General features: G+C 41.6%; 20 protein-coding genes and 1 riboswitch. Of the genes, 7 read left to right on the forward strand and 13 right to left on the reverse strand.

What is annotated here, in order from left to right:
* Positions 1-257: 257 nt before the first annotated feature.
* The 10 genes from ACMUMK_RS02655 to thiD all read right to left on the reverse strand — a co-directional run bounded on the left by ACMUMK_RS02655 (position 258) and on the right by thiD (position 8,703).
* Entirely contained in the window at positions 258-1,028 is a 771-nt protein-coding gene (locus ACMUMK_RS02655; protein WP_414699572.1) for a hypothetical protein, read from the reverse strand.
* 241 nt (positions 1,029-1,269) lie between these two features.
* Positions 1,270-1,818 (reverse strand): BON domain-containing protein, encoded by a 549-nt coding sequence (locus ACMUMK_RS02660; protein ID WP_414699573.1) that lies wholly within the window; start codon positions 1,816-1,818, stop codon positions 1,270-1,272.
* A 160-nt stretch (positions 1,819-1,978) separates the two neighbouring features.
* The gene (locus ACMUMK_RS02665) at positions 1,979-3,418 is read right to left on the reverse strand and encodes a sodium:solute symporter family transporter (RefSeq protein ID WP_414699574.1); all 1,440 of its coding nucleotides are present in this window, start codon (positions 3,416-3,418) and stop codon (positions 1,979-1,981) included.
* 73 nt (positions 3,419-3,491) lie between these two features.
* Positions 3,492-4,187, reverse strand: a complete 696-nt coding sequence (tenA, locus tag ACMUMK_RS02670) for a thiaminase II (protein WP_414699575.1) — start codon at positions 4,185-4,187, stop codon at positions 3,492-3,494.
* A gap of 54 nt (positions 4,188-4,241) precedes the next feature.
* Positions 4,242-5,246 carry a HesA/MoeB/ThiF family protein gene (locus tag ACMUMK_RS02675; protein ID WP_414699576.1) on the reverse strand — a complete coding sequence of 335 codons (1,005 nt, stop codon included), beginning with the start codon at positions 5,244-5,246 and terminating at the stop codon, positions 4,242-4,244.
* The gene (locus ACMUMK_RS02680; RefSeq protein ID WP_414699577.1) at positions 5,243-5,863 is read right to left on the reverse strand and encodes a thiamine phosphate synthase; all 621 of its coding nucleotides are present in this window, start codon (positions 5,861-5,863) and stop codon (positions 5,243-5,245) included. Before ACMUMK_RS02680 ends, ACMUMK_RS02675 begins: the two co-directional genes overlap by 4 nt.
* 7 nt (positions 5,864-5,870) lie before the next feature.
* Entirely contained in the window at positions 5,871-6,644 is a 774-nt protein-coding gene (locus tag ACMUMK_RS02685; RefSeq protein WP_414699578.1) for a thiazole synthase, read from the reverse strand.
* Between the two features lie 2 nt (positions 6,645-6,646).
* Positions 6,647-6,847, reverse strand: a complete 201-nt coding sequence (thiS, locus tag ACMUMK_RS02690) for a sulfur carrier protein ThiS (RefSeq protein ID WP_414699579.1) — start codon at positions 6,845-6,847, stop codon at positions 6,647-6,649.
* A gap of 12 nt (positions 6,848-6,859) precedes the next feature.
* Entirely contained in the window at positions 6,860-7,876 is a 1,017-nt protein-coding gene (gene thiO / locus ACMUMK_RS02695; RefSeq protein WP_414699580.1) for a glycine oxidase ThiO, read from the reverse strand.
* Positions 7,873-8,703 (reverse strand): bifunctional hydroxymethylpyrimidine kinase/phosphomethylpyrimidine kinase, encoded by an 831-nt coding sequence (gene thiD, locus ACMUMK_RS02700; protein WP_414699581.1) that lies wholly within the window; start codon positions 8,701-8,703, stop codon positions 7,873-7,875. The genes thiO and thiD overlap by 4 nt, the downstream gene beginning before the upstream one ends.
* 67 nt (positions 8,704-8,770) lie before the next feature.
* Positions 8,771-8,876, reverse strand: a riboswitch (TPP riboswitch).
* 223 nt (positions 8,877-9,099) lie between these two features.
* On the opposite strand from thiD, the gene ACMUMK_RS02705 reads away from it, so the two are divergent.
* Positions 9,100-9,897, forward strand: coding sequence for a PhzF family phenazine biosynthesis protein (locus ACMUMK_RS02705; RefSeq protein WP_414699582.1), 798 nt, complete (start codon positions 9,100-9,102; stop codon positions 9,895-9,897).
* Between the two features lie 61 nt (positions 9,898-9,958).
* Here the strand turns inward: ACMUMK_RS02705 and ACMUMK_RS02710 are convergent, their stop codons facing one another.
* Both ACMUMK_RS02710 and ppc read right to left on the reverse strand, forming a co-directional pair.
* On the reverse strand, positions 9,959-11,914 hold the full coding sequence (locus ACMUMK_RS02710) for an alpha/beta fold hydrolase (protein WP_414699583.1): 1,956 nt from the start codon (positions 11,912-11,914) through the stop codon (positions 9,959-9,961).
* 199 nt (positions 11,915-12,113) lie between these two features.
* On the reverse strand, positions 12,114-14,735 hold the full coding sequence (gene ppc, locus ACMUMK_RS02715) for a phosphoenolpyruvate carboxylase (RefSeq protein WP_414699584.1): 2,622 nt from the start codon (positions 14,733-14,735) through the stop codon (positions 12,114-12,116).
* Positions 14,736-14,913: 178 nt separating this feature from the next.
* On the opposite strand from ppc, the gene ACMUMK_RS02720 reads away from it, so the two are divergent.
* From ACMUMK_RS02720 to ACMUMK_RS02735, 4 genes are all read left to right on the forward strand, one after another.
* Positions 14,914-15,534, forward strand: coding sequence for an FKBP-type peptidyl-prolyl cis-trans isomerase (locus ACMUMK_RS02720; protein WP_414699585.1), 621 nt, complete (start codon positions 14,914-14,916; stop codon positions 15,532-15,534).
* Between the two features lie 157 nt (positions 15,535-15,691).
* A complete protein-coding gene (locus tag ACMUMK_RS02725) occupies positions 15,692-17,257 on the forward strand; it encodes a SulP family inorganic anion transporter (RefSeq protein WP_414699586.1) in 1,566 nt (521 codons plus the stop codon).
* A 117-nt stretch (positions 17,258-17,374) separates the two neighbouring features.
* Complete coding sequence (locus tag ACMUMK_RS02730) at positions 17,375-17,761, forward strand: response regulator (RefSeq protein ID WP_414699587.1); 387 nt, start codon at positions 17,375-17,377, stop codon at positions 17,759-17,761.
* 58 nt (positions 17,762-17,819) lie between these two features.
* On the forward strand, positions 17,820-18,950 hold the full coding sequence (locus ACMUMK_RS02735) for a MalY/PatB family protein (protein WP_414699588.1): 1,131 nt from the start codon (positions 17,820-17,822) through the stop codon (positions 18,948-18,950).
* Between the two features lie 72 nt (positions 18,951-19,022).
* On the opposite strand, the gene ACMUMK_RS02740 is transcribed toward ACMUMK_RS02735, so the two are convergent.
* Complete coding sequence (locus ACMUMK_RS02740) at positions 19,023-21,236, reverse strand: TonB-dependent receptor domain-containing protein (RefSeq protein WP_414699589.1); 2,214 nt, start codon at positions 21,234-21,236, stop codon at positions 19,023-19,025.
* A 154-nt stretch (positions 21,237-21,390) separates the two neighbouring features.
* Between ACMUMK_RS02740 and ACMUMK_RS02745 the strand changes: the two genes are divergently transcribed.
* Complete coding sequence (locus tag ACMUMK_RS02745) at positions 21,391-22,035, forward strand: UPF0149 family protein (protein WP_414699590.1); 645 nt, start codon at positions 21,391-21,393, stop codon at positions 22,033-22,035.
* Between the two features lie 148 nt (positions 22,036-22,183).
* Positions 22,184-24,502, forward strand: a complete 2,319-nt coding sequence (locus ACMUMK_RS02750; RefSeq protein WP_414699591.1) for a S9 family peptidase — start codon at positions 22,184-22,186, stop codon at positions 24,500-24,502.
* Positions 24,503-24,564: the final 62 nt, after the last annotated feature.

The following is a 24,564-nucleotide window of genomic DNA, read 5'->3' on the forward strand; positions in this document are numbered from 1 at the left end:
GCATGGCCCGAAGGGTGTAGGGCAGGATGCCCAGAGTCACGTGGCCTTATAGGCCGATAATTACAACCCCTGTATGCTCGGCATTTATGCAATTCCTTACGGTCATATCTGCGGGTGTTGTTGCTAAAATCCTTGACTAATATTTAGTTATTGATTGAAAAAGGCTCCCTCGGGAGCCTTTTTTGTGTCTGGAAATAAATTAAATAGGAGTGTTTAAAAGGAAACTAAAACCATCCTTTTTATTACTTTAGATTATACTAAAAAAGGTATTTTAGACTTAGTAGTAAACCTTGAGCTTCTAGATCTATTTCCGAGTTTTTACATTCTTCGGCTACTGCAGTTTCGTCACAATTATCGCCATTATTGTGATTGTTAGATGGGTCACCCACATTAGTAAATTGGTAGCCAAGGCCTAGGGTTAAGTTCTTGTAAACTGCATAATCTAATGAAGCTCTATATAGACTCAGATAGCCTATCTCATCTGATTCTGTGGCAAAGTGAGCTACGTTTAGGTTAATACTCAGCTTATCGCTTAATGCGAATCTATTATTGATCTGGAGCCCGTAGCCGATGCTATTTACCTTTTTTGTAAAATATTGTTCTTCATTAACGTTGAAGTCTAAGTCGTAGCTTACGTAACTCAACCCTGGAGAAATGGTGAGCTCATAAAACCCACCTTTTACTGTGTAAAAGTCTAATAGAAGCTTGCTGGTAACTAAGTCAAAGTCATAATTTAGATCCACTGGATCACTAGGAGTACCCACAAAGCGGGTATCATCAATTTGAACGGTGTCACTTTCCTTATTAAAGCTTTCTTTTGCGCTTCCTGACTGATAATTCACGTTTGCTGAAATAGCGATTCGATCAGTTAAGTCCTTAGTTGCATTGATAGAGAGTTGATGACTAGATTTACTGTTGGGATTTAGGTCTTGCGTGCTGTTGCATCCTACAAAGAGAATAGCGAATAGTAAACTAAAGCATAGATACTTAGCTCTATGGAAGGACTTTTTATTATATAAGATCGACATTTTTACATCCTTAAAATTGTACTAGGGCGGTCCAAAGAAATGCACTTATATGGGCTTTAGCTGTTGAGCGTTAACTAGTTCAGAAATGAATTTTTAAACTTTAGGTTATGTGAACTCATATTTGTAAGGGGTTTCAATTGCTCTGTCAAGGAGCGGGGAAATAACAGCTATTAAATGAAGGGGTAGTGGAGTTCGTTTTAGGGTATTTAAAGAAAAGCCCCTTAAAAAGGGGCCGTATTTTCTAGATTTCTAACGTCAGTTTATTAACGACTTTTGATACATCTTCAGTGTTTTCCGCTATGGCGATGGCCAATTGACGTTCTGAGTCGGTGGTTACTGTACCTGCTAAGGTGACTACACCTTCGTCAACTTCGACTTCTATATCCAATCCACTTACTTCAGATTCAAATAGTAATCGAGTTTTAACGACAGTTTCTACCTTAGAGTCTTTTAAATCTTGCATCATCTCGTCGTCTGCATCAGGCTCTGGTGAAACTATTGTCAGTTCGTTCTCAACTTCTTCTACACCATCTAGAGACGAAACCAGCTCTTCGGCTAATGCTTTGTCTACTGATGTATCTACTTTACCAGTTAATATAACAGTACCGTTTTGTACGTCGGTATTGATATCGAATGAGTTTAAGTTTCCATTAAATAGCAAGGTTGATTCAGCTTTGCCATCAAGCCATGCATCCTTTGCCTCTTCTTTCCAAGTATTTTCAGCACTTGCTGTGAAAGAGGCTGTACTAATAACAGTTGCGATTAATAGTGAAAGACTTGTACGTTTCATATTTTTCTCCTGTTTAAAGTTCACATGGGTTAATGCCAGTTCAATGCCAATATGTAAGATATTGATTTTTATATGTTTTGTTGGTTTGTTCCAATTTTGGATATTGACTACCTATGTAACCACTACCCGTTAAAATGTAAAAATTTCATGTGATTATGGTTTAACCACCTATTTTGTTGATTGTTTTATGAATGATTGAAAAGTCGAAAGACTTTTTGCTTGGTAGTGATAGTAAAACTAAGGAAGTAGCTACGGGAGTAAGGGTAGCTAATAAGAAGGATTCAAATAAGAACGCTATGGGCTCTCCGGGTTTCGGAAAATATAGTAAGCCTGCTATTAATCCCCCTATGATGCTAATCAGCGCTTGGTAGTTTTGATAGCGGCTATTATAAAAGCCAAAAAATACCGGGAATGCGGCAGCACAGCATAGTAAATCAGCCAATAGAAACAGATACAAAATGCTATAACCTTTAGCGGCAACCAGTAAGGCTAGTACCGATATCAAAACAATTAACAAACGGGATGTTAAGGTTAATTTGTGTTGTGTAAGGGAGGGAAAGAGGCGATTAAGGTCGACAATAAATAGGCTATGAAAACTACTTATAGTGGAGTCTGCACTACTCATAATAAGTGCTAGACCGAAAAATATCATACCTACTAATAACCAGCTGGGGGCGTTATCTAGAACAACACTAAACAGCGCTGTAGAACCAGATCCTGGAAGTGATAGGCCTACAAAGGCTAACCCAAATAAACCAAATGCAATCAGAATAGGGAAGCTAACCAGCCCACTTAATATAAAGCTATTTCGTATAACCTTATCTGTTTTGGCTGCAAATATACGTTGCCAAGTGCCTTGATAAAATAAACCGGTTAAAGATACTGCTAAGAAAAAAGTAGCTCCAGTTTCCATGCCTTGGCTGTCAAAGGGGTTGAGTAGTTGCGGCGCTTTTTCTTTTAACCCATCTATTACTGGTGCCAAACCACCAGTAGCTTGCCAACCTAAAACAAACATCAGAATAATAAAAGGGAGTATGACCAGCATTTGCATACGATCTGTAAAAATTGTGACTTTTAAGCCGCCGTATAAGGTATAGAGTAAGGTGGAAAGCATTACAATAGATGCGGTTACCCACAGCGGTACAGGCGCTAACAATGCAACCATTTGTGCAATGCCAGTGAGCCCCGCAGAAAGTCCAATAAAAAGATAAAACAACATAATAAATAGCACACATAAATATACAGAGCGGCCATATCGAGCGCGCACAAACTCGGTTAAGGTATGGCCTGTAGGCATGATTTCTCTTATTCTGGTGCCTAGGGGGATCATAATTAAGCTGGGTATTAGGGTCCCTAATGCGTAGCCAAGTATTGCACCTATGCCTCCCCAAGTGGCTGACTCTGCTGGGCCAAATAACACCCAAGTACCCATAGTTGTGGCGAGTAGGGTTAAAAAGGTGGCGTGACTGGTTTGACTATTACGTGCCACAATAAATTCTTCTAAGTCTCCTTGATGACGACGAGCAAATACAAGACCTGCAACAGCAAATACAGCAGCAAAAAAAGATAGCCAAAGTATGGCTGTGTTTGAATTAAGCAAAACGATTCCTATGATGTAAGTTGTTAACCTTGCAGGCAGATCTTGTTCTTAATAAATACTCAACAAGCAGGGGTTATTTTCCTGCTCGTAGACCCATACTCCAAAACTGAGACTCTAGCTCGGTGGCTTTAGTAAAGCGGGCTTGCATTTTATTCCAGCGAGGGCTTTTTTCTGGGTTATCACCAATACGACTAGCAATAGCTAAATCAACTAAGTGGCCTACTTCCACGCAGACGTTCTGAAAGTTTTCTCCGCAGTATGTATTTATCCAGTTCTCGTAGGGGTGTCCTGGGTAAACGCTATCTTGTAAGCGCAGGCCTATTTCACCATATCCAAACGCACAGGGAGCAAGGGCTAAAATTAAGTCTAAGAAGTCGCCTTGTAAGCCAGAGTCCAATACATAGCGAGTGTAGGCGACTGTCTCTAGCTCTTCTTTAGCGTTAAATAAAGACATTTCATCTATGCCTTGGGCAGCACAGGTTTTGATATGCAAAGAAAACTCTCGGTTAATAAGCGAGTCTACTGTGGCTGCACATAAACGCATTTCTTCGGGAGATTCAGCCTTTACAACGCCTAAAGCCCAAGCGCGAGCATAATGGGTTAGATAGACATAATCTTGCACCATATATTGTAAGAAGGCTTCTTGAGGCAGTGAGCCATCGGCTAGGCCGTTAACAAAGTCGTGGGTAATGTAGTCGTGCCACTGTGTTTTACATCCCTCTCTCATAAGAGCGAAGGTCTTTCCGTAATTGGGTATTTTGGTCGTCATTTTATTGCCATCTTGTTTAGTTAAGTAAATGTGTTGAGATTCTTTAGTGCATCACTACAAAGGATTCTCATGCATAGCTATTAGGCAAATATTGCCTTGCCAATAATCTTGTAATAATCGAGCGGCTCGCCAAGCTGTTAGCCCAGTGCGGCAAACCATGACAGCTCGCTGTTGGGGGCCAGGTTTGGGACCTTCTGATTGAAAATCCTCTATCGTATGGTGCAGCACTTCTGTAATTTGGGTACTGGGGGCGCTTTGTGCCTCTAGGCCTCTTAAGTCAACTACCCAGTCTTGTGGATTTATGTTTGCTGCATCAATAAAACTCAATTGCTGGGCAGCGGGTGGCTCCGGAGCATCATCAAACCGAAATGCACTTTGGCGAAGATTTTGTAAGTCGATAGAAAGTAGCTGTCCAAGTGGAGAAGGGGATATGTCTAAAAGTATATTCAATGCATACTGGGATTGAATGCAGCCAACTGCGCCTACTACAGGCCCCATTACGCCCGCCGATGAGCAGTTTTGTGCTCGCTGTGGTAGCTCAGGAAAAACCGCTCGTAAAGAAGGCGCCTTACCGCAAAAGCCGCCTACATAGCCAGTAAAGCCAAGTGCTGAAGCTGAAACTAATTTTATGGATGCTTCATGACAGTAATCTGAGAGCATATAGCTCACTGCAAAGTTGTCGGCGCAATCTAAAACTATATCTACACCATCACATAACTTGGCAACATTACTTGGAGTAAGAGACATGAAGTGATGGGTAATATTACAGTCTTTATTTAACGCGTGTAGATGGTTTTTTGCGCAGAGCACTTTAGGCTGGTTTACATCGGCTTCTCGATACAATACTTGCCTATGTAAATTAGACAGTGACACTCTATCGCCATCCACAATACTGATATTACCCACGCCAGCTGTTGCTAAGTAGGGTAAAACTGCACAGCCTAAACCTCCTGCGCCAACCACTAAAATATGTGCGTTGGCTATAACTTTTTGACCACTTTCGCCCACTTCAGCTAAGCAGGTTTGACGTATGTAGCGGTTAGTTTCAAGAATGCTCATGACTGCGCCTTTGGCAGCTCATAAGTACAAGCTTCAAGCCATTCTGTTACCCGTTGCTCTGGGCTACTATGCAAAGTGATGTCAGTAACTGCTGCTACTATATCTGCGCCAGCAGCAAAGGCTCCTTCTGCTCTTGCCACCGATATACCGCCTATTGCCACTAGTGGCGTTGTGCCGAGTTTTTGCTTCCATTCGGTTACTTTTTCTAATCCCTGTTGATGCCATTTCATTTTCTTCAAAATGGTGGGGTAGACAGGGCCAAGGGCAATGTAATCAGGATTTAATTGCTTAGCTAAATCTAGTTCGTCATAGTCATGGGTGCTTATGCCTAACTTTAATCCGGCTTGTTTGATTTTATCTATATCTGCTATTTCTAAGTCTTCTTGGCCTAGGTGGATCCATTCACAGCCTAATTCGATGGCTAATTGCCAGTAGTCGTTAATAACTAAGGTGCAATTATGTTGTTCACATAAGGCTTTGGCTTTAATGATTTGGGCGCGAATATCGGGCTCACTGCTGTCCTTTATACGCAGTTGTACTAGCTTTATACCAAGTGGCACCAAGCGCTCTAGCCAATCGTAGCTATTAAATATGGGGTAAAAACGACTTAAATTCATAGGGTATTTAGTCCAAAAATGCTTTGCCGAGCAAAGGAGTGGAAGGGGCAGCCATATCTCGTACTTCCATAGGATCTGCCTGAGCTGCAAGTTGTCCTGCACGAATAGCTAAAGAAAATGCTTCGGCCATCATTGCAGGGTCTCCGGCTTTAGATACCGCAGTGTTTAAAAGTATGGCGTCTAACCCTAACTCCATGGCTTGTGCAGCTTGGCTGGGTAAGCCTAATCCTGCATCCACAACCAAAGGAATATCTGGAAAGTGAGCTCGAAGGGCGCGTAGTCCAAATACATTATTTAGCCCCATTCCTGAGCCAATAGGTGCGCCCCAAGGCATCAATACTTGGCAGCCTGCATTGACGAGCTTGTCAGCTACCACTAGGTCTTCTGTTGTATACGGGAACACTTGAAATCCGTCTTCCGTGAGAATGCGAGCGGCTTCTACTAGGCCAAATACATCAGGCTGCAAGGTGTCTTCTTCACCTATTACTTCTAGTTTTATCCAAGGGGTATTAAAAATCTCCCGCGCCATGTGTGCTGTGGTGACCGCTTCTTTTACCGTATGACAGCCTGCAGTATTTGGTAAAACACGTACCTTTAGCTCTTTGATGAGCTGCCAAAAATCTTGCCCTGCTTTATCACCACTGGCTTCTCGCCTTAAAGATACAGTTGCGACACTTGCACGACTTTTTTCAAAAGCGCGCTTTAAAATAGCGGGAGAAGGGTACTGAGCCGTACCTAGCATGAAAGGTGTGTCTAGCTGCACGCCATAAAATGTTTTCATTGCTAACCTCCTTGCATAGGCGCAAGAACTTCAACTCGGTCGCCATTTTGTAGTTGTGTATTTGCCCTATTTCCTTGGGGGACAAACTCGCCGTTCACTGCTGTAGCGACAATGGAGCCTCCATAACCTTGCTCAATCAGTAGCTCGGCCAAATGTTCTGATTGGCTTTCGATATCATGACTATTTAGTTGTATTGTTTTCATTTTTTAAATCTTCTATGAAGGCTCAAACCATTCGGGCTTAGAACCGTGATAAATATAATCTGCAACCATTTGTGCCAATGTGGGGGCCAGTAAAAAGCCATGGCGATACAAACCATTGGCACTAATAACGTTATTTTTATGGCGAATTTTAGGTAAGTTGTCAGCAAAAGCTGGGCGGCTATTTACACCTATTTCTAATATTTCTGCTTCGCCAAAAGCTGGATTGAGGGCATAAGCTGAGTTGAGTAACTCCATAACAGAGCGAGCTGTAGCATGCTTTTTGGCGTTACTTTCTACCATAGTCGCACCTAGCATGTAGATACCATCTCCCCTAGGTACTATGTATAAAGGGATCCTAGGGTGGAGTAGTCTAATAGGCCTGTGAAGCTGCACGTCAGGACAGTTAAGAATTAACATTTCACCTTTTACACCCCTAAGGTCTGAAATATCGGGTTTCGCTTCAATTCCTCTGCAATCAATTACTAAAGAGTCGTGGGACAAGGCTTCAGGCTCAGCAGTCTCATGTACAAATTTAACGCCTTTTGCAACTAGCTTTTCTTTTAGGGTGCTAAGGGCTTCTCTTGGTGATAAATGGGCTTCAGAAGGGTAATACAAAGCCTTTGAAAATTTTGGGGCTAGGTCAGGCTCTAATGCTGCTATACCTGCTGCATCCAATACATCATAATTTTGAGTACGTTTAGCAAAGCGTTGTAAGTCGGCTTGATCCCGGCCTAAAGCCAAAACCATGGAGCCTTGCTGCTTGACCAGCTCTGTATTGTCTTGCCACCACTTTGCAGCTTTTTGTCCATATCTAACTACCGCTTCTTCAGCACTTTCTGCCTCACAAAAAGGCGCAAGCATTCCACCCGCCCACCAAGAGGTAGATCCAGGTCCGGGCGCTAATTGGCGCTCTAGTACAGTAATTGTTAAGCCTTTATTTACTAACTCAGTTGCCACACAAAGGCCGGCTACTCCGCCCCCTAGTACAGTGATCTGCTCTGGCTTTTGGGCTAATACGCCTGTACTCATAATTGCTTCCACAGATGATGGAAGTGATGCACTGGTCCGTGGCCTGAACCTACATTTAGCTGGTCAGCGGCTAAGATAGCTTGGTGCAAATAACTATGGGACAAGGAAACCGCTTGGTGCATATCAACACCTTTAGCCAGCCAAGCTGCAATACTTGCAGAATAGGTGCAGCCTGTTCCATGGGTGTTCTTAGTCGCTACCTTTGGTGCTTTAAGGACACTTGTTTCAGAATTCGCTGTTATCAATAAATCGGTACATATATCGCCTTGGCCATGACCCCCTTTAAGCAATACGTATTTAGGACCTAGTGCTAACAGTTTTTTGCCGTAATCAGTTAGCAGGCTTTCATCTAGTTGCTCTTGAGCGGGTAAACCCAATAAAACAAGAGCCTCTGGATAATTAGGCGTAAGTAAATCTACCTTTGGTATAAGTAGGGTTTTTAGCGCATGCACAGCATCCTCTTGTAAAAGTGCGTCACCGGATTTGGCGATCATCACAGGATCTAGCACCACTAAACCTTGGTAATCTTTTATGGCTTCGGCTACGGCTTCTATTAATTCGCTAGAATACAACATGCCAATTTTAATGGCTTTAACATCTAGGTCGCTAAGTACAGCAAGAATTTGAGCGGTAACGATATCTATGGGGATACCATGTACAGCGGATACTTCGAGGGTGTTTTGAGCCGTAACGGCTGTTATGACACTTGCGCCATATACACCATTTGCAGAAAACCCTTTAAGGTCGGCTTGAATACCTGCACCACCACCGCTGTCTGAGCCTGCTATGGTTAATGCGATAGGTGTAGCTATTGAACAATCGGACATCTATATCACCAAATTTAACTAAGCGACATAGGGTGTGGAGGCACGAAAGTGTGCAAAGAGTACGCTGAAATACAGCATATCCGTTCCCTACGCCGATACTAATCGGATCAGGTTCACCGGGTTAATGATATTCATCTCTCAGCCTAAAAATATAGGCACCCCGACGGACTAATTGCCACAGAGAATAAAAGACTTAATCCGAGTTTACAAGCTGCTTAGACGATAAATGTGTTTGCTATGGGTGGCTGCAGTAGACGAATATTATGATTGGGCGCTGGGCCACATTTTGCTGTGGGGGTGTATCACTGCTTTGATGCCCTTCATAAATATTTTAATAGGCAAGGCCTTACTAATCCTAAATAATAGCCTAAGAGTAGGTTGAAAATAGAGAATAAAGTGGAACTTGAAATAAACATAATTGATGCTTTTACTGATACTGTGTTTGCAGGAAATCCGGCTGCAGTTATTATAACTGACACTTGGATAGCGGATTCAAAGATGCAGTCTATTGCCTTAGAAAATAACCTTTCTGAAACGGCTTTCTTAGTTAAAGATACTGCTAATAGCTATCAAATTCGCTGGTTCTCACCCATCACAGAAATTGATTTTTGTGGTCATGCTACGCTGGCCTCAGCATTTGTTTTATTCAAAAAATTTCCAGAGCTTAGTACTGTAACTTTTATTGCTAAAGCTGTGGGTAAGCTTCCCGTAGTTAAAAAAGGTGATGGGGAAATTCAAATGGACTTTCCTAACAATAAGCCAGAGAAAATAGACTCCTGGCCCGGCGCATTAACATCTGGACTTTCAATTGAACCTAACGAAGTTTTCCGTAATCAGCAGGCCTATTTTGTTGTGTATGCTTCAGAGTCACAAGTGTTATCTGTGGTTCGTGATAATGCCAAATTAAAGCAGCTTGCGCCTTTGGATGTGGTTGTAACTTCTGTGTCTGAGCGCCAAGAGTTTGATTTTGTTTCTAGGTATTTTTGGCCTGCCAACGGTGGTGATGAAGACCCAGTAACAGGGTCTATTCATGCCGGTTTGGCTCCGTTTTGGGGGCAGCGCTTAGGTAAGAATGAGCTCAAAGCATACCAAGCCTCTAGCCGCGGTGGCGTGCTTAATTGCAAGGTGACTTCCAATCGAGTACTGATTTCAGGAAATGCGGTTCAATATCTAACGGGGAGCATTACTATCTAACACTAACTTGATAACGTTAAGGTTTGTGAAACGTTATCAAGTTAGGTTTTAGTTTTTTGGCTTATTTTTCGGTTTTCTTTAAGTAGGTATTTAAAAATTCAACGTACGCATTTGACGCTTTTATACGGTTTGCTTTTATAAGAAACCCATGGCCTTCATCTGGGAATAATACATACTCAACAGGTACATTATTTTCTTTTACGGCAGCCACTAGCTCATCACTTTCAACTTGCAATACTCTGGGGTCGTTAGCTCCTTGCACCACTAGGAGTGGCTTGGTGATGTTTTGGGCATGAAAAAGAGGAGAAATACGTTTGTGTCTTTCTTCATCGGTCGCTGGGTCTCCCATCTCGTCATATAATGCTTCTTTGTAAGACTCCCACCATGGTGGAATGGATTTAAGCGTTCGAACCCAGTTGGTCACGCCAAAAATATTAATCCCAACGTCGAATACTTCAGGTTCGAATGCAAGGGCCGCTGCCACCATAAAACCTCCGTAAGAGCCGCCCATTACTCCTATACTATCTTTATCAACCCATTCTAAAGATTCCAAGTATTTTCTACCCCACACTATGTCCTGTAAGTCGCCCTCGCCATGGGCTTTATCATCCATGTGAAAAAATGATTTACCGTATCCTGAGGAGCCTCTGTTGTTAGCACCAAGTACAGCATAACCATGATTGACTAGGTGCTGTATAAGTGCTGAATAACCTTTTCGGGTTTGCCCCCCTGGACCGCCATGAACAAATACTATTGCTGGTACTTTATTTTTAGCGCTGGCTTGCTTAGGTTTGTATAGTGTGGAGGGGATTTCTGTACCATCAAAACTTTTGTATCTAATTATTTGGGCTTCAACTAAGTTTGCTTGGTCGATTTCTTCATTTAAGGCATAGGTTAAACGTTTGGCGGTATCGCCAATATTCATGGTGTAGACATCGCTAGGGCTGGTGTCTCCATTGAGTAAAAATGCTATTTTTTTGTCATCACTTGAAAAGCGGACATTCATAATATTGCCGGCTGGTAAATTTGGAAGTTCTACATCTTTTCCTGTAGTGATGTCAGTTAGTTTGATCTTAGTTTCAGCGTCTTGGTTAATCCCTGAATATTTGTATCTCCCTGTTTGGGAGAAGCCAACAAAGCTTACATCCCATTGTGCTGTTTCATAAGCTTGCTTTTTAGCTGAGGCTAAATCATATAACCAAGCTTGATAAAATTCTCCATGCTCGTCGGTGGAGATAACTAACTGCTGACTATCTGGAGTAAAACTGTAAACACCATACTTTATATTACCTTGATGAGGAGTAATGAGTTTAGCGTCTTCATCAGTTGTTAAGTTTTTAAGGTAGATATTTGCGTCAGCACTTGTCCTTGGCTCAACTGCTGCTAACCATTGGCCATCTTTACTAATAGCAGAAATGCTTAATGCATTATCGTTTTGAAATATTAGCTCTCGATGATAGTCGTCAGCGTTATATGCATATAAATCAAATGATTTTGGATCCCGCTCATTGGTTAATAAATAAAAGCGCGCTTGATCACCCGACCACCCTAAAAACAAAGCTTTGGTATTTGCTGTTGGTGTTAGATCTAGAGCTTTTCCGTCTAGCTCTTGTACCCAAATATGGTTAAGTTCATCACCACCGTTATCTGCTGTGTACAAGAAGCGATTATCATTTGGAAAGTAACTTTCTGCGAAGATAGCTGAGTTGGCAGAGCGGGTCAGTTGGGTTAGCTCAGCACTATCTAAATTTAAAGAGTAAGCGTTGAATATCCCAGTATCATCACTCGATATTAATAGGGTGTTGTCATCGTTTGATATAGCAAACCCTTCTGAGTTAGCCATTACGTATGCAGTGGTATTAAAGAGCGCTTCGGCACTATAAGTTTGAAACGAGTGTTGTGCGTTAACGGGGGGAGCCGCTTCGGTTTTATTAGCGACAGTCTGTTTATTTGGGGCTTTATTGCAACCTAATAGGATTAAAGCAATTAAACATAAAATAGTGGTGGTAATCTTCATTGATTCTGCTCCTTTTTTAACCAATCTATCAAAGGAAATGTTAAATGCAAATCAATTTTAGGTATTTCGATAGTCTTAGGTATAAAGGCTGATTTTGATAAAGACCCGGGGGATGGTTTTGGGGAAGAAGTTCACTAAAATTAAACCAACCTATTTACTAAGGCAGTAAATAGGTTGGTTTAGATGTTTTAAAGCAAATTTAGCCGGTGTTACGCATACCTACGGCTATTCCAGCGATTGTCACCATCATAGCGCGCTCTAGTGTAGCGTCATGCTCTTCATCATCTAACAACCTAATACGCTTCAACAATTCAATTTGAAGGTAATGTAGCGGTTGTAGGTAACCTGCACGTATATTCATCGACTCTGTACCTTTAGGATCGCTTTCCATTACTGTCTTTTGATCTAAAAGTTTGAGAAGTAAATCTATGCTCATTTGTAGCTCAGAGCGCAATGCATCTCCAAAGTGCCTAAGTTCTTCAGGTACTAGGCTTTCATCGTACTCTTTACTGATGTTAGGAGCCGCTTTTGCAAACACCATATCTAACATTGACAATCTAGAATAGAAAAACGGCCAGTTGTCTAACATGTCTTTTATGGTGTCACCTTTGCCAGCATCTAGAGAAGCTTGTACCGCTTTCATTGTGCCTAACCAAGAAGGTAAAACCATACGAGTTTGCGCCCATGCAAATATCCATGGAATAGCACGTAAACTTTCAATACCACCTGTTGGCTTACGTTTAGCCGGGCGACTACCTAATGGTAATTTACCTAGCTCTTGTTCTGGAGTTGCAACGCGGAAGTAAGGCACAAAGTTTTCGTCGTGTCTCACTATTTGGCGGTAATTATCACGACCATCCGCAGCCATTTTGGTGATAGCTTCACGCCATTCTTGTTCTGGTGCTGGTGGCGGCAGTATTAGTGCTTCTAATATTGCACTTGCATAAAGCGCTAGGCTTCGCTGAGCTAAAACAGGCATACCAAACTTATAACGAATGGTTTCACCTTGTTCTGTTACCCTAAATCCGCCGGTTAATGAGCCAGGTGGTTGCGATAAAATGGCTGCATGGGCTGGTAGGCCGCCTCGTCCAATTGTACCGCCACGTCCGTGGAATAAAGTTAATTCAATGTCGTTCTCTTCAGCTAGTGCAACTAAGGCTTCTTGTGACTCATACTGAGCCCAGCCAGCTGCCATAGCACCTGCATCTTTAGCTGAGTCTGAGTAACCAATCATTATGTGTTGTTTACCCTGAATGTAGCCACGATACCAATCAATAGAGAATAGTTTTTTCGTTACGCTGGCAGCTGCATTCAAATCGTCTAGTGTTTCGAATAATGGAGCAACTGGCATAGGCCAAGTTACACCTAGCTCTTTCAGTAACAAGTTTACGCTAAGCACATCTGAAGGAAGACTTGCCATAGATATAATGTAAATACCAAAGCCGTCTTTACCGTTTTCAGAGATGACTTTACAGGTATCAATTACTTCTTGGACATCTGCACTTGGCTGCCAAGTAGCAGGGAACAATGGGCGTTTAGAGCCTAATTCTTTCAGTAAGAAAGCTTGCTTGTCTTCTTCACTCCATTGGCTGTAATCACCTAAACCTAAGTAACGGGTAAGTTCAGCAAATACATCTGAATGTCTCTCTGAATCTTGACGAACATCTAACTTCAATAGATGTACACCAAAACAATGCACTCGGCGTATGGTGTCTTGTAAATGGCCTTGAGCTATAACTGTCATGCCACAGGCTTGCAATGACTCGTAACACGCCATTAATGGTGCAAGTAATTCTTCTTTATCAGAAATCCAATCACTTGTGTCAACAGTGTTGCCTTTAAGCTTCTCTGTAATACCTTCTTTGGTGTTTAAGAGTTTATCTAGTAGCGGTCTTAATACTGCTCGGTATGGCTCAAGTACGTCTCCAACTTGTGCTCTTAGTGCATCGTTGCAGTCGCTCATAGATAATTCAACTTGCAGAAAATCTATGTCTTGAGCAAATAGTTTTGCTGCACGTTTGCGAGCCAATAGTAAAACTTGCTCTGTTACTTTTGACGTTACAAAAGGATTACCGTCTCTGTCGCCACCCATCCATGAGCCAAATTTAACGGGAGATACATCTAACGGAATAGATAAATCAAATTTATCTACAAAGCGTTTGTCGAGTTCGCGGATAAAGTCTGGCACTGCTTCCCATAAAGAATTCTCAATCACAGAGAATCCCCAGCGTGCTTCATCTACAGGTGTAGGTCGAATAGTACGAATTTCTTCTGTGTGCCAAGCTTGGCTAATAAGCTCTGCTATGCGAGTTTCAATCTTGCTTCTTTGGGTTTCAGAGACTTCAGATTCATGTACTTTACTTAAACACTTAGCAAGTTCGCTATGTTTATGTATCAGGGTTCTACGTGTAACCTCTGTAGGGTGAGCTGTTAAAACCAGCTCAATGTTTAAGTGTTCAAGGGCTTTTTCAAAGGTTTCTGCTTGAATACCCGCATCGTCTAAGTGGCTAAATAATGTATCAATAGGATCGTTTTGGTCATTGTTACTATTGAATTCTTGCTCTGCAATATTTGCCAGATTTAAAAATTGTGAGAATGCGCGACCAACGGTGAGCAACTCTTCATTTTTTAGCTCACTAAAAAGTTGTTTCACGCGTTTAGCTGCTTCTTCATCGCCTTGGTGTGCTTTTCGCCCATCTTTTCTTACGGCTTCAATTCTTTCTAGCCAGTCTTCGCCAAGCTGTTCACGGATAGTGTCGCCCAACACAGCGCCTAGGTTTCGAACTGTTCCTGTTAATTGAGAATCTAAAACTTGTGACACATTCGTCTCCATTACTAATTAATAAGCAATTTATACGATACTGACATGTAAACTATTTGTCTAAGCAATTACGCTCTAAAATATACTTTTTAGTGACGTTTACCGATATACTTCCATTTTTTAGCAAAGTGCCATTCACTCAATTCTAAATAGTTGAGGGGGCAAGTTAGGAGTTATAGTGTCAGATAAATTTTCTACAGTAGAAACACAAGCAAGTTACGGTATTGGTTTACAAATGGGCGAGCAATTAGCGGGTAACCCATTTGAAGGTTTAGATATTTCAGCTGTTCAAGCTGGTTTAGCCGATGCTTTTGAGAAAAAAGCAGCCCAAGTTGACAACGATACCTTACGTGTTGCTTTCAACGAAATTCATGAGCGCATGCAAGCAGCAAAAGCTGAGCAATTTGCAGGTGTGATTGCTGAAGGTGAAGCATACTTAGCAGAAAACGCTAAGCGTGATGAAGTGACAGTGACAGAAAGTGGTCTTCAGTACGAAGTGATCACTCAAGGTGATGGCGATGTTCCTGCCCCAACTTCAACAGTACGTACTCATTATCACGGTACACTTTTAGACGGTACTGTGTTTGACAGTTCTTATGACCGTGGTCAGCCTGCTGAATTCCCTGTAAATGGGGTTATCAAAGGTTGGACTGAAGCACTGCAACTAATGAAAGTTGGGACTAAATTAAAACTACACGTTCCTGCTGAATTAGCATATGGCGAGCAAGGTGCTGGTGGCGCGATTGGTCCTCATAGCACACTAATTTTTGACGTTGAGTTATTGGACATAGTGGCTTAGTTTTGAGCGTTTAAAACTAGTCATACAAAAAAGGCCGGTTATCCGGTCTTTTTTATGCCTAAATTCTATCTATTTAACAAACTGTTAAAAGAATATTTTTGCAAATTCTGGTAACCTGCGCATCTTTGTTTTTATAACCCTGATAGTGGAAAGTTAGATGTTTAATTTGATTACCAGTAAAGACGGAACAGTGAAAAATGACGTGTTGTCAGGGATCACAGTTGCTTTAGCTTTGGTACCAGAGGCTGTCGCCTTTGCTTTTGTTGCAGGCGTTGAACCTATGGTGGGTTTGTATGCAGCATTTATGATGGGGTTAATCACCTCTATAGCAGGTGGTAGACCAGGAATGATTTCTGGTGCGACTGGTGCAACAGCCGTTGTAATGGTGGCATTAGTTGCACAATACGGTATCCAATATTTGTTTGCTGCAGTTTTGCTTGCTGGTTTAATACAAATTCTAGCCGGAATATGTAAGTTAGGTAAGTTTATCCGCTTAGTGCCATATCCTGTCATGTTGGGATTTGTAAACGGCCTTGCCATTGTTATTTTTCTCGCCCAATTAGGGCAATTTAAAGTGTTAGATGCACTAGGTAACTCAGTGTGGATGCAAGGTGAAGCTCTTTACATCATGTTAGGTTTAGTGCTGTTAACTATGGCTATTATTTTCTTTTTGCCTAAGTTAACCACAGCTGTACCCGCTTCTCTTGTCGCAATAGTCGGCGTGACTGTGTTAGTGCAAATGTTAGACTTAGAAGCCAGAACGGTAATCGATTTTGTTCGTGATATGTTGCCAGAAGATCAAAAAGCAGCGGCTACTCTTGCCGGTGAATTACCTACCTTTGCTATTCCCATGGTGCCTTTCACTTTTGAAACCCTCTATATCATTTTACCCACAGCTGTAATCATTGCGTTAATTGGTTTAATTGAATCTTTGTTAACGCTGTCTTTGATTGATGAAATGACCAATACCCGAGGTCAAGGCAACAGAGAGTGCATGGGGCAAGGCTTAGCGAATACAGTTAATGGTTTCTTTGGCGGTATGGGCGGTTGTGCCATGATTGGTCAAAGTATGATTAATATTAATTCTGGTGGGCGAGGCCGCTTATCTGGTATTACAGCAGCTGTGGTATTACTTGGGTTTATTTTGTTTGCTGCTCCTTTGATTGAAATGATCCCCCTAGCTGCATTAGTAGGTGTTATGTTTATTGTGGTTATTGGTACCTTCGAATGGGCTTCGTTTAAGATTATTCGTGGCGTAAATAAAGAAGATGCCTTTGTGCTGTTTTTAGTCACAGCGGTAACGGTTATCGCAGATTTAGCCATAGCTGTTATTGTAGGTGTAATTGTCTCTGCGTTAGTGTTTGCATGGAAACACGCTACACATATAAACGCTCGTACCCACGAAGATGAAGATGGTTGGAAAGTTTATGAGTTAGATGGGCCACTATTTTTTGGCTCTGTATTACACTTCAAAGAGCTATTTGACCCGCAAAATGACCCTCAAGATGTGGTCATTGATTTCAAAGAGTCGAGAGTATGGGACTCTTCAGGGGTCGATGCCATTGATAGCCTAGCTGATAAATATCAGGAACAAGGTAAGAAGTTACATATTCGTCATATTAGCCCAGAGTGTCGTCAGTTAATGACTAAAGCTCAACAATATGTAGAAATGAATTTAAATGAAGATCCCCGTTACCATGTGGCCTCAAATAAGTTAGGTTAGTTATTAAGTTGAAGCCCAGCGGAGTCTGGGCTTTATTTTATTTGGTAATTAAATTGACCTTTAGTAGGTGCTTGGTATATACAAAGCTTAGCCTACAGGTAAGTAAAGGATGATTTTGTGTATAACTGCAACGTACTTATAATAGATGACGACACTGTCACACTAGAGTTAATTCAGCTTGTATTGGAAGAACTGATATCAGGTAAAATTATTAGTTATTCGAATAGTACTGAAGCATTAACTTTCATTAATAGTGACAAGATAGATAATATATCACTGGTAATTTGTGATTGGTTAATGCCAGATGTCAGTGGTTTAGATATTTTGTCTGAATTGCGAAAAAAGAGTCCTACATGTCCTTTTTTAATGCTTACTGCGAATGCCACAAAAGATTTGGTCGTTAATGCTATGCGCTTAGGTGCATCTGACTTTGTTGCAAAACCTTTTCACAGCCACGACTTTATTACGAAAGTCGAAGATCTAATTCGTAACGCAGAAGTGTAATACATTGAAGTAAGCACTTCTGCTCTAATAATACTAATAACTTTAAGTGACCAACCCAATGCCTCAATTTGATAAAATTATTGATAGATCTCCTAGTTATGCCTACAAGTGGGAAAAATACAAAGGCCGAGATATATTGCCAATGTGGATTGCTGATACCGAATTTAGGTGTGCACAACCCATTATAGATACCTTACATGAGCGTACTGAACATGGGCTGATGGGATATACCTTGCCTGCTCATCATGCAGATGCAAATGCAGCTGTTGTTAGTTGGATGGCCCAGCAATATGACTGGGATATTTCTGAGGAGTGGATCGTTTGGACGCCAGGGGTAGTGCCTGCATTTAATGTAGTGTGTAAAGCGTTTTGTGAGCCCGGCGATAAAGTTATGATGCAAACCCCTAACTACCCGCCCTTATTGGCAGCCCCTAAGCTACATGGGTTGGAAAGGGTAGAAATAGGTACAGTTGCCATAAACGACCGTTGGACAATTGATTTTGAAGAGCTAGAAAAGCAAGCCGCTGATCCAAAATGTAAGTTATTTATTGTTTGTAACCCAATGAACCCTGTTGGCTCAGTGTTATCTGCACAGGAGTTGGCGCGTATTAGCGAAATCTGTGTTCAAAATAATGTCATGCTCTGCTCTGATGAAATTCACTGCGATATTATTTTAGATGAAACGGCTAAACATATTCCCGCTGGTAAAGTAGAAGCTTTTGGTGGTAAAGCCATTACCTTAATGGCCGCCAGTAAAACCTTTAATGTTGCAGGCTTAGGCACATCATTTGCGATTATAGAAGATGCAAAAATAAGAAAAAGCTTCAATCAGGCGGCACAAGGCATTGTGCCTTGGGTAAATGTTATGGGGCTTAGTGCTACTCAGGCAGCCTTTACCGAGTGTGAAGATTGGCGACAAGATTTACTTACTTATTTACGTGGTAACAGAGATTACCTAGCTGCTGAAATTGCAAAAATCGATGGCCTTAAGTTACTGACTCCCCAAGCTACCTTTTTAGCTTGGATTGATGCCAGTGGGCTAGGGGTAGATAACCCTCAAAAGTACTTTGAAGATAAAGGAATTGGCCCGTCACCGGGTATCGATTTTGGCGATAAGAACTTTGTACGTATTAACTTCGGTTGCCCTCGTTCGCAACTAGAAAAAGCCATTGCACTGTTAACTAGTTAAAGGCGTTTACAGAAATAAAAAAGGCTTAACCGCAAGGTTAAGCCTTTTTTGTTAGTCCTTTACTGAGGAGTACTAAAAGTTATATTTAGCACCCACAACAAATGAACGGCCCGGTAAAGGCGCAACATCTTTAATAAATGAGCTATGCACTTTACCTAGTTCATCAGTTAAGTTGTTACCTTTAACATAAAGGGTTAAATCATTACCACCGAGAGGTACATAGTAGTTAAATGAAGCTGAAACTATAGTGTAGCCGTCTGTTTCAGTTTCAAAATCAGCTATTTTATCCTGCTTAGCGTAGTGAGTTGCGCCAAGCTCTGCGTGCCAATTATCTTGTTCCCAATGTAACTCAGCGCCAACTCGCATCGGAGGGATCCTAGGCAGGTTATCGTTGCCATCATCACTATCGGTTAACTTGGCTCGAGTGAAGTCGGTAAAACCACTTAAACGTAGGTTTTCACTGAAGTGCCAATCTACATCTGCTTCAAATCCATAAATTACCGCATCTTGTTGGTTGAACACATATACTGGCGTACCTTCTTCCTCATCGTGCTCTTCTTCTTCAAGTTCTTCTTCTTCATGGTCGTGGAATTCCAAACCAGTGTTTTGTTGGAACAAGTAGTTGTCTACTTGGTTGTAGAACACACTGAAGTTTGCTTGAAGGTTATCACCTTGTACTCTGTAAGTTATGTCTAGGTTGTTGGATATTTCTTTGTCAACGGCATCACTAGATTGTACAACTGTGAACTCAACATCATCGGGGTCGCTATCATCAATAACCAAATCATAACCTGCGCCTACTTCATAGGTAGAGGTACTGATATGCAGTCCGTTAGAGAATATTTCAGCTGATGAAGGCGCGCGCTCAGAGAAAGCATAGTTCAAAGCAAGAGACTGATTATCGCTAATATTGTAAACAAAACCAGCTGATGCACTAGTTGCTGTATAGGTTAGCTCTTCGAAGTTTGCATCTACATCACTTGAAATGAAAAAGTCATTATCAGGCTTGTGAGATACCCGCTCAACTCTTCCTCCAAGTTGCCATAAAAAGTCACCTACTGTTTTTTCTTCAAGAATAAACAAAGCGGTATGAGTTGAGTCTGTAGATGGGGTAAAGGCTTCTTCACCTTCCGCTGAAAACTCAGAGTCCGTGTAGTGAAGGCCAACCACCCCTTCCCAACCACCGGTGGCTTTGTGCTTAGCCCAAAGTCGTGATTCTAGGGTTTCATTTTTGAAGGTTGTACCTACTTCACCTTCTTCAATTTCACTATGTTGATAATCTGTGTAGGTATTGTGCCAATGTAATTCGTTGAAGAATCCTGAGATATTCTTCCAATCCACTACAGACTGGAAACGATCTTGTTTCATACGAGCAAAGACTTCTTCCTCTTCTTCATGCTCATCTTCATCGTGATCTTCTTCGTCATGATCTTCTTCATCATGGTCTTCGTCTTCCTCATCTTCATGCTCGTGATCATCATGGGAGTGTCCAGGAATACCATAGTCTGTTTCTAATCTTCCATAGGCAAGAGAAACAGTTACGTCATCTCCAATCCAGCCCGCACCAAAGGTATAACCCTGCGAGTCAATATCTGAATTATCAATAGTGTCGACTATGTCACCATCTTCAAGGGTAAACTCAGGCACATCATAATCATCGGTTTTACGCTTAAAGGCATCTAAGTGCCAAGCAAAGTTTCCTGAACCACCGTTAATATCAGTGGATACCATGCGTTCGTTTGACACAGAGTCATATAAGGCACTAACACGTCCAGAGGTTTCATCTTGGCGGGTTTTCGGCAGGCGGTTGTCAACAACGTTAACTACACCACCAATGGCACCACTACCAAATAATAAGGTTGATGGCCCACGAAGTACTTCGATTTGGGTGGCAGTACTCGCTTCGTTGGTTGTGACATGATCCGGTCCTACTCGTGAGGCATCCGAACTGTCCATTCCATTTTGAACTACTTTTACCCTAGGTCCATCTAAGCCGCGAATAATAGGGCTACTAGATACAGGGCCAAAATAGGTGCTATTAACACCCGGTACTGACTTTAAAGTTTCGCCTAAAGTGGCGGCTTGGTTTTTCTCTAGTTCATCGCCACTTAAAATAGATACAGGTGTAGTTGACTGAAGAACAGAACGTTCTAAAGGGCTAGCTGTAATTATTAGAGTTTCGATGTCATTTTCGTCTTTTTGAATGACTTTATCTGCAGCTAATGCTGAATTTCCGAGCAGGGCGGCCATAACAAAAGTGCAAGTAGTAGATAATTTGTGCGACATGGGCAACCAATCTCGTTATTAAGGTAATGTTATATTATAACTTGTGGTTTTTGATGCAAGTGATTTTTAAGGTATGGAGTAGGTGATTTAGCGTTGCACTTAGGTCTAGGTTCTGTTTTATTGTTAGCATAACTTTTCATAAAAATAGTCATGTATGTTCAAAAGTGAAACAGGCGTAGAAGCTAGGTTGAGTGCATTATGTGCTTCACCTGAATTAAGTGATGTGGTTTACCCTTTTGAATTTATAAAAGGGTGTGTGTTTGCCGCCGCTGCAGCACCTGAAATTCCCATGCCTGAGGTTTGGTTACCTTGGGTTATTAAAAAAAGTAATCAACTAACCAGTGTAGAGCAAGCTGATGAATTAACTGATTTGCTGATGGGGTTACTCCAAAATCAGTTGAAAGACATGAGTGATGAAATTATTCAATTGCCCGCAGGTATTGGGCTGAAAGGAAATTCACAGCAAAAACGTTTATCCTTATGGTGCCAAGGAATGTTGTTAGGCCACAGTCAGCTTGAAGGTGTTTGGCAAAATGCATGGGATAAAATGCAGGTAACTAAACAAGAGGAAATGCAAAAGCTGCAAAAAGATTTAAGCCATTGTTTATATATGTTTACCACCTTTGCAGATATGTCCTTGGCGGTAACCCAAGCTAAGCAGCGGGGCAATGATAACCTTGAAGATATGCTACCAAAGATTTTTCAATCCTTTGGTAACACAATGAAAATTTATGTGGGGTTGTCAGGCAGATTGGTCGACTTTTTACCCAATCAGTTTGAAACCTTTGAACAACAATAATATTTGTAACAAAAGTTGAATGTAAGATTGTCCGATAGTAATCCTCAATCACCAAATATTCCCAGAGGAGATATTTTAGTGAATAGACAGGTTACTGCCCCCTAAAAGTTAATAACTGGCTTGTTAACAAAAACCAAAGAAGACACCAATGAAACATCCTAACTTAAAGCAGAAAATTACAGCATTAGTCGCAGCTTTGTTTACTTTGTCTGCATGTATAAGTAATAACCAATCAAATAATGTGGAGCCAATAAAGGTGAGTGAAACTTTAACCAATGAAGCGATTTATGGCGAATGGAAATACAATGCCAAAAGACCAGGTGCAGTGCGCTGGTTAGATGAAGGTGCTAGCTATAGTGCGTTAGAAACAGCGCCGGGGTTTGAAGATGCCAAGCTAGAAAAAGACAGATACGGCGACGACATCAAAATATATGAAGAAATTGTAAAATACGATCCAGCCACATTAGAGCGAACTGTGTTGTTGCCATTAGCGCAATTAATTCCTCAAGGATCAGACAAAGCCTTACCCATAGATGACTACCAATGGTCTGCTGACAAATCAAAAATACTCATTTACACCAATGCAGAATATGTTTGGCGTCAAAAAGATCGAGGTGATTACTGGGTCCGCGACTTTAACACCAATGAGCTGTGGCAATTAGGCGATAATCAAGCTGAGCCCGCACAAATGATGTTTGGTAAGTTTTCTCCTGATGGTTTGAAGTTTGCCTATGTGATGCATAACAATATCTATGCACAAGATCTTAAAACTCGCCAGATTACGGCACTAACATCTGATGCTTCAGATAGCATCATCAATGGTTTATTTGATTGGGCATATGAAGAGGAGTTTTCGATTCGAGACGGGTTTCGCTGGAGTCCAGATAGCAAGCGAATTGCATTTTGGCAGCTTGATACTCACGCAGCTAAAGACTTTTTTATCATTAACAACACCGACACGCTTTATCCTGAAGTGGCAGCTATTCCCTATCCTAAAGTAGGTGAAGAAAACGCTGCTGCAAAAATAGGGGTAGTTACAGTAGTAAACCCTAAGACGCAGTGGGTTAAGTTACCGGGCGTGGCTAAAGACATGTATATACCAAGAATGGACTGGGCCAATAATAGTGAGCAGCTGCTGATCCAACAAATGAATCGCAAGCAAGATACTAACACTTTGTTCTACGCAAATGCTGATACAGGTGAAGCGCAACCTTTCTTAGTAGAACAAGAAGAAACCTTTATTGAGCTAATGGTTGAGCCTAAATGGTTGAAACAATCGGATGATTTTATTTGGCAAAGTGAAAGAGATGGTTGGAAGCATGTTTATCGGGTGTCTAGAGATGGAAAAAGCTATATCGATTTAACCCCAGGTGAGTTTGATGTTACCCAGTTTGTGTCCATTGATGAACAAAATGGTTGGTTATATTTTATTGCTTCTCCAAGCAATGTGTCTCAACGTTATTTACAGCGCGCACGTTTAGATGGCAGCGGCCAAATGGAGCAAGTTACGCCAACTGAGTTAAGTGGAACTAACAGCTACCAGATTTCGGCTGATTCTAGCTGGGCAATACACCAGCATTCATCATTTTTGTCGGCACCCGTTTATAGTTTAGTTTCGCTACCTGATCACAAGGTACATCATGTGATGGAAGATAACGCAGAGCTCACAGAAAAACTCGCTAAATTAGACATGGGTGAATTCGAATTTTTTGACGTAAAAGCGCAAGACGGCCTACGTTTAGATGGTTTTATATTACGTCCCACAAACTTTGATGCAAACAAAACCTATCCACTGATTCACTATGTTTATGGAGAGCCCGCTGGTCAAACCGTGCGAGACATGTGGCAAGGTAACCTAGGTATGTGGCACCTTATGATGGCACAACAAGGTTTTGTAGTGTCATCTGTAGATAATAGAGGTACAGCTGCCCCAAGAGGTCACAACTGGAGGCGTTCTATTTACGCAAGTGATGGCAACAACGAACCCCAAGATCAAGCAGATGCAATAAACGCCATGTGTGCCCGTTGGAGTTTTATAGACTGTGATCGTGTTGGTGTATGGGGGCATTCAGGAGGCGGTTCATTAACCTTAAACCTACTATTTAGACAGTCAGATACCTTTAAGGTCGGGGTGGCTCAAGCTCCAGTGCCAGATAAACGATTATATGACTCTATATACCAAGAGCGATATTCAGGATTACTGGAAGATAATATAGACAACTATGCACAAGTTTCTGCTATTACTCATGCAGCTAACCTTAAGGGTAAGCTCTTGTTAGTGCACGGCACTGGAGATGACAATGTGCATTACCAAGGCAGTGAGTTACTTATTAATGAGCTAGTTAAACATAATAAGCAGTTTGATTTGATGTCTTACCCAAATAGGCGTCATGGAATTGTTGAAGGCGAGGGGACGTCGTTACATTTGAGTACTTTAAGGGCTCAGTACTTTATCAATAACCTGTAATTTATATTTTTGTGAAAGGCTAATCTGCGGCCCCTATGGTGTTAGAGGCCGCTAACTTGGTG

The organism is Paraglaciecola sp. 2405UD69-4, assembly GCF_047525415.1.
In the GTDB taxonomy this organism is placed as follows: Bacteria; Pseudomonadota; Gammaproteobacteria; order Enterobacterales; family Alteromonadaceae; genus Paraglaciecola.

Excerpts from the sequence above, each read along its gene's own strand:
- ACMUMK_RS02655 (WP_414699572.1), bottom strand. The coding sequence starts at position 1,028 with ATGTCGATCTTATATAATAAAAAGTCCTTCCATAGAGCTAAGTATCTA.
- ACMUMK_RS02725 (WP_414699586.1), top strand. The coding sequence starts at position 15,692 with ATGTTTAATTTGATTACCAGTAAAGACGGAACAGTGAAAAATGACGTG.
- ACMUMK_RS02750 (WP_414699591.1), top strand. The coding sequence starts at position 22,184 with ATGAAACATCCTAACTTAAAGCAGAAAATTACAGCATTAGTCGCAGCT.
- thiS (WP_414699579.1), bottom strand. The coding sequence starts at position 6,847 with ATGAAAACAATACAACTAAATAGTCATGATATCGAAAGCCAATCAGAA.
- ACMUMK_RS02740 (WP_414699589.1), bottom strand. The coding sequence starts at position 21,236 with ATGTCGCACAAATTATCTACTACTTGCACTTTTGTTATGGCCGCCCTG.
- tenA (WP_414699575.1), bottom strand. The coding sequence starts at position 4,187 with ATGACGACCAAAATACCCAATTACGGAAAGACCTTCGCTCTTATGAGA.
- ACMUMK_RS02745 (WP_414699590.1), top strand. The coding sequence starts at position 21,391 with ATGTTCAAAAGTGAAACAGGCGTAGAAGCTAGGTTGAGTGCATTATGT.
- thiO (WP_414699580.1), bottom strand. The coding sequence starts at position 7,876 with ATGAGTACAGGCGTATTAGCCCAAAAGCCAGAGCAGATCACTGTACTA.
- ACMUMK_RS02710 (WP_414699583.1), bottom strand. The coding sequence starts at position 11,914 with ATGAAGATTACCACCACTATTTTATGTTTAATTGCTTTAATCCTATTA.
- thiD (WP_414699581.1), bottom strand. The coding sequence starts at position 8,703 with ATGTCCGATTGTTCAATAGCTACACCTATCGCATTAACCATAGCAGGC.
- ACMUMK_RS02735 (WP_414699588.1), top strand. The coding sequence starts at position 17,820 with ATGCCTCAATTTGATAAAATTATTGATAGATCTCCTAGTTATGCCTAC.
- ACMUMK_RS02685 (WP_414699578.1), bottom strand. The coding sequence starts at position 6,644 with ATGAAAACATTTTATGGCGTGCAGCTAGACACACCTTTCATGCTAGGT.
- ACMUMK_RS02675 (WP_414699576.1), bottom strand. The coding sequence starts at position 5,246 with ATGAGCATTCTTGAAACTAACCGCTACATACGTCAAACCTGCTTAGCT.
- ACMUMK_RS02660 (WP_414699573.1), bottom strand. The coding sequence starts at position 1,818 with ATGAAACGTACAAGTCTTTCACTATTAATCGCAACTGTTATTAGTACA.
- ACMUMK_RS02680 (WP_414699577.1), bottom strand. The coding sequence starts at position 5,863 with ATGAATTTAAGTCGTTTTTACCCCATATTTAATAGCTACGATTGGCTA.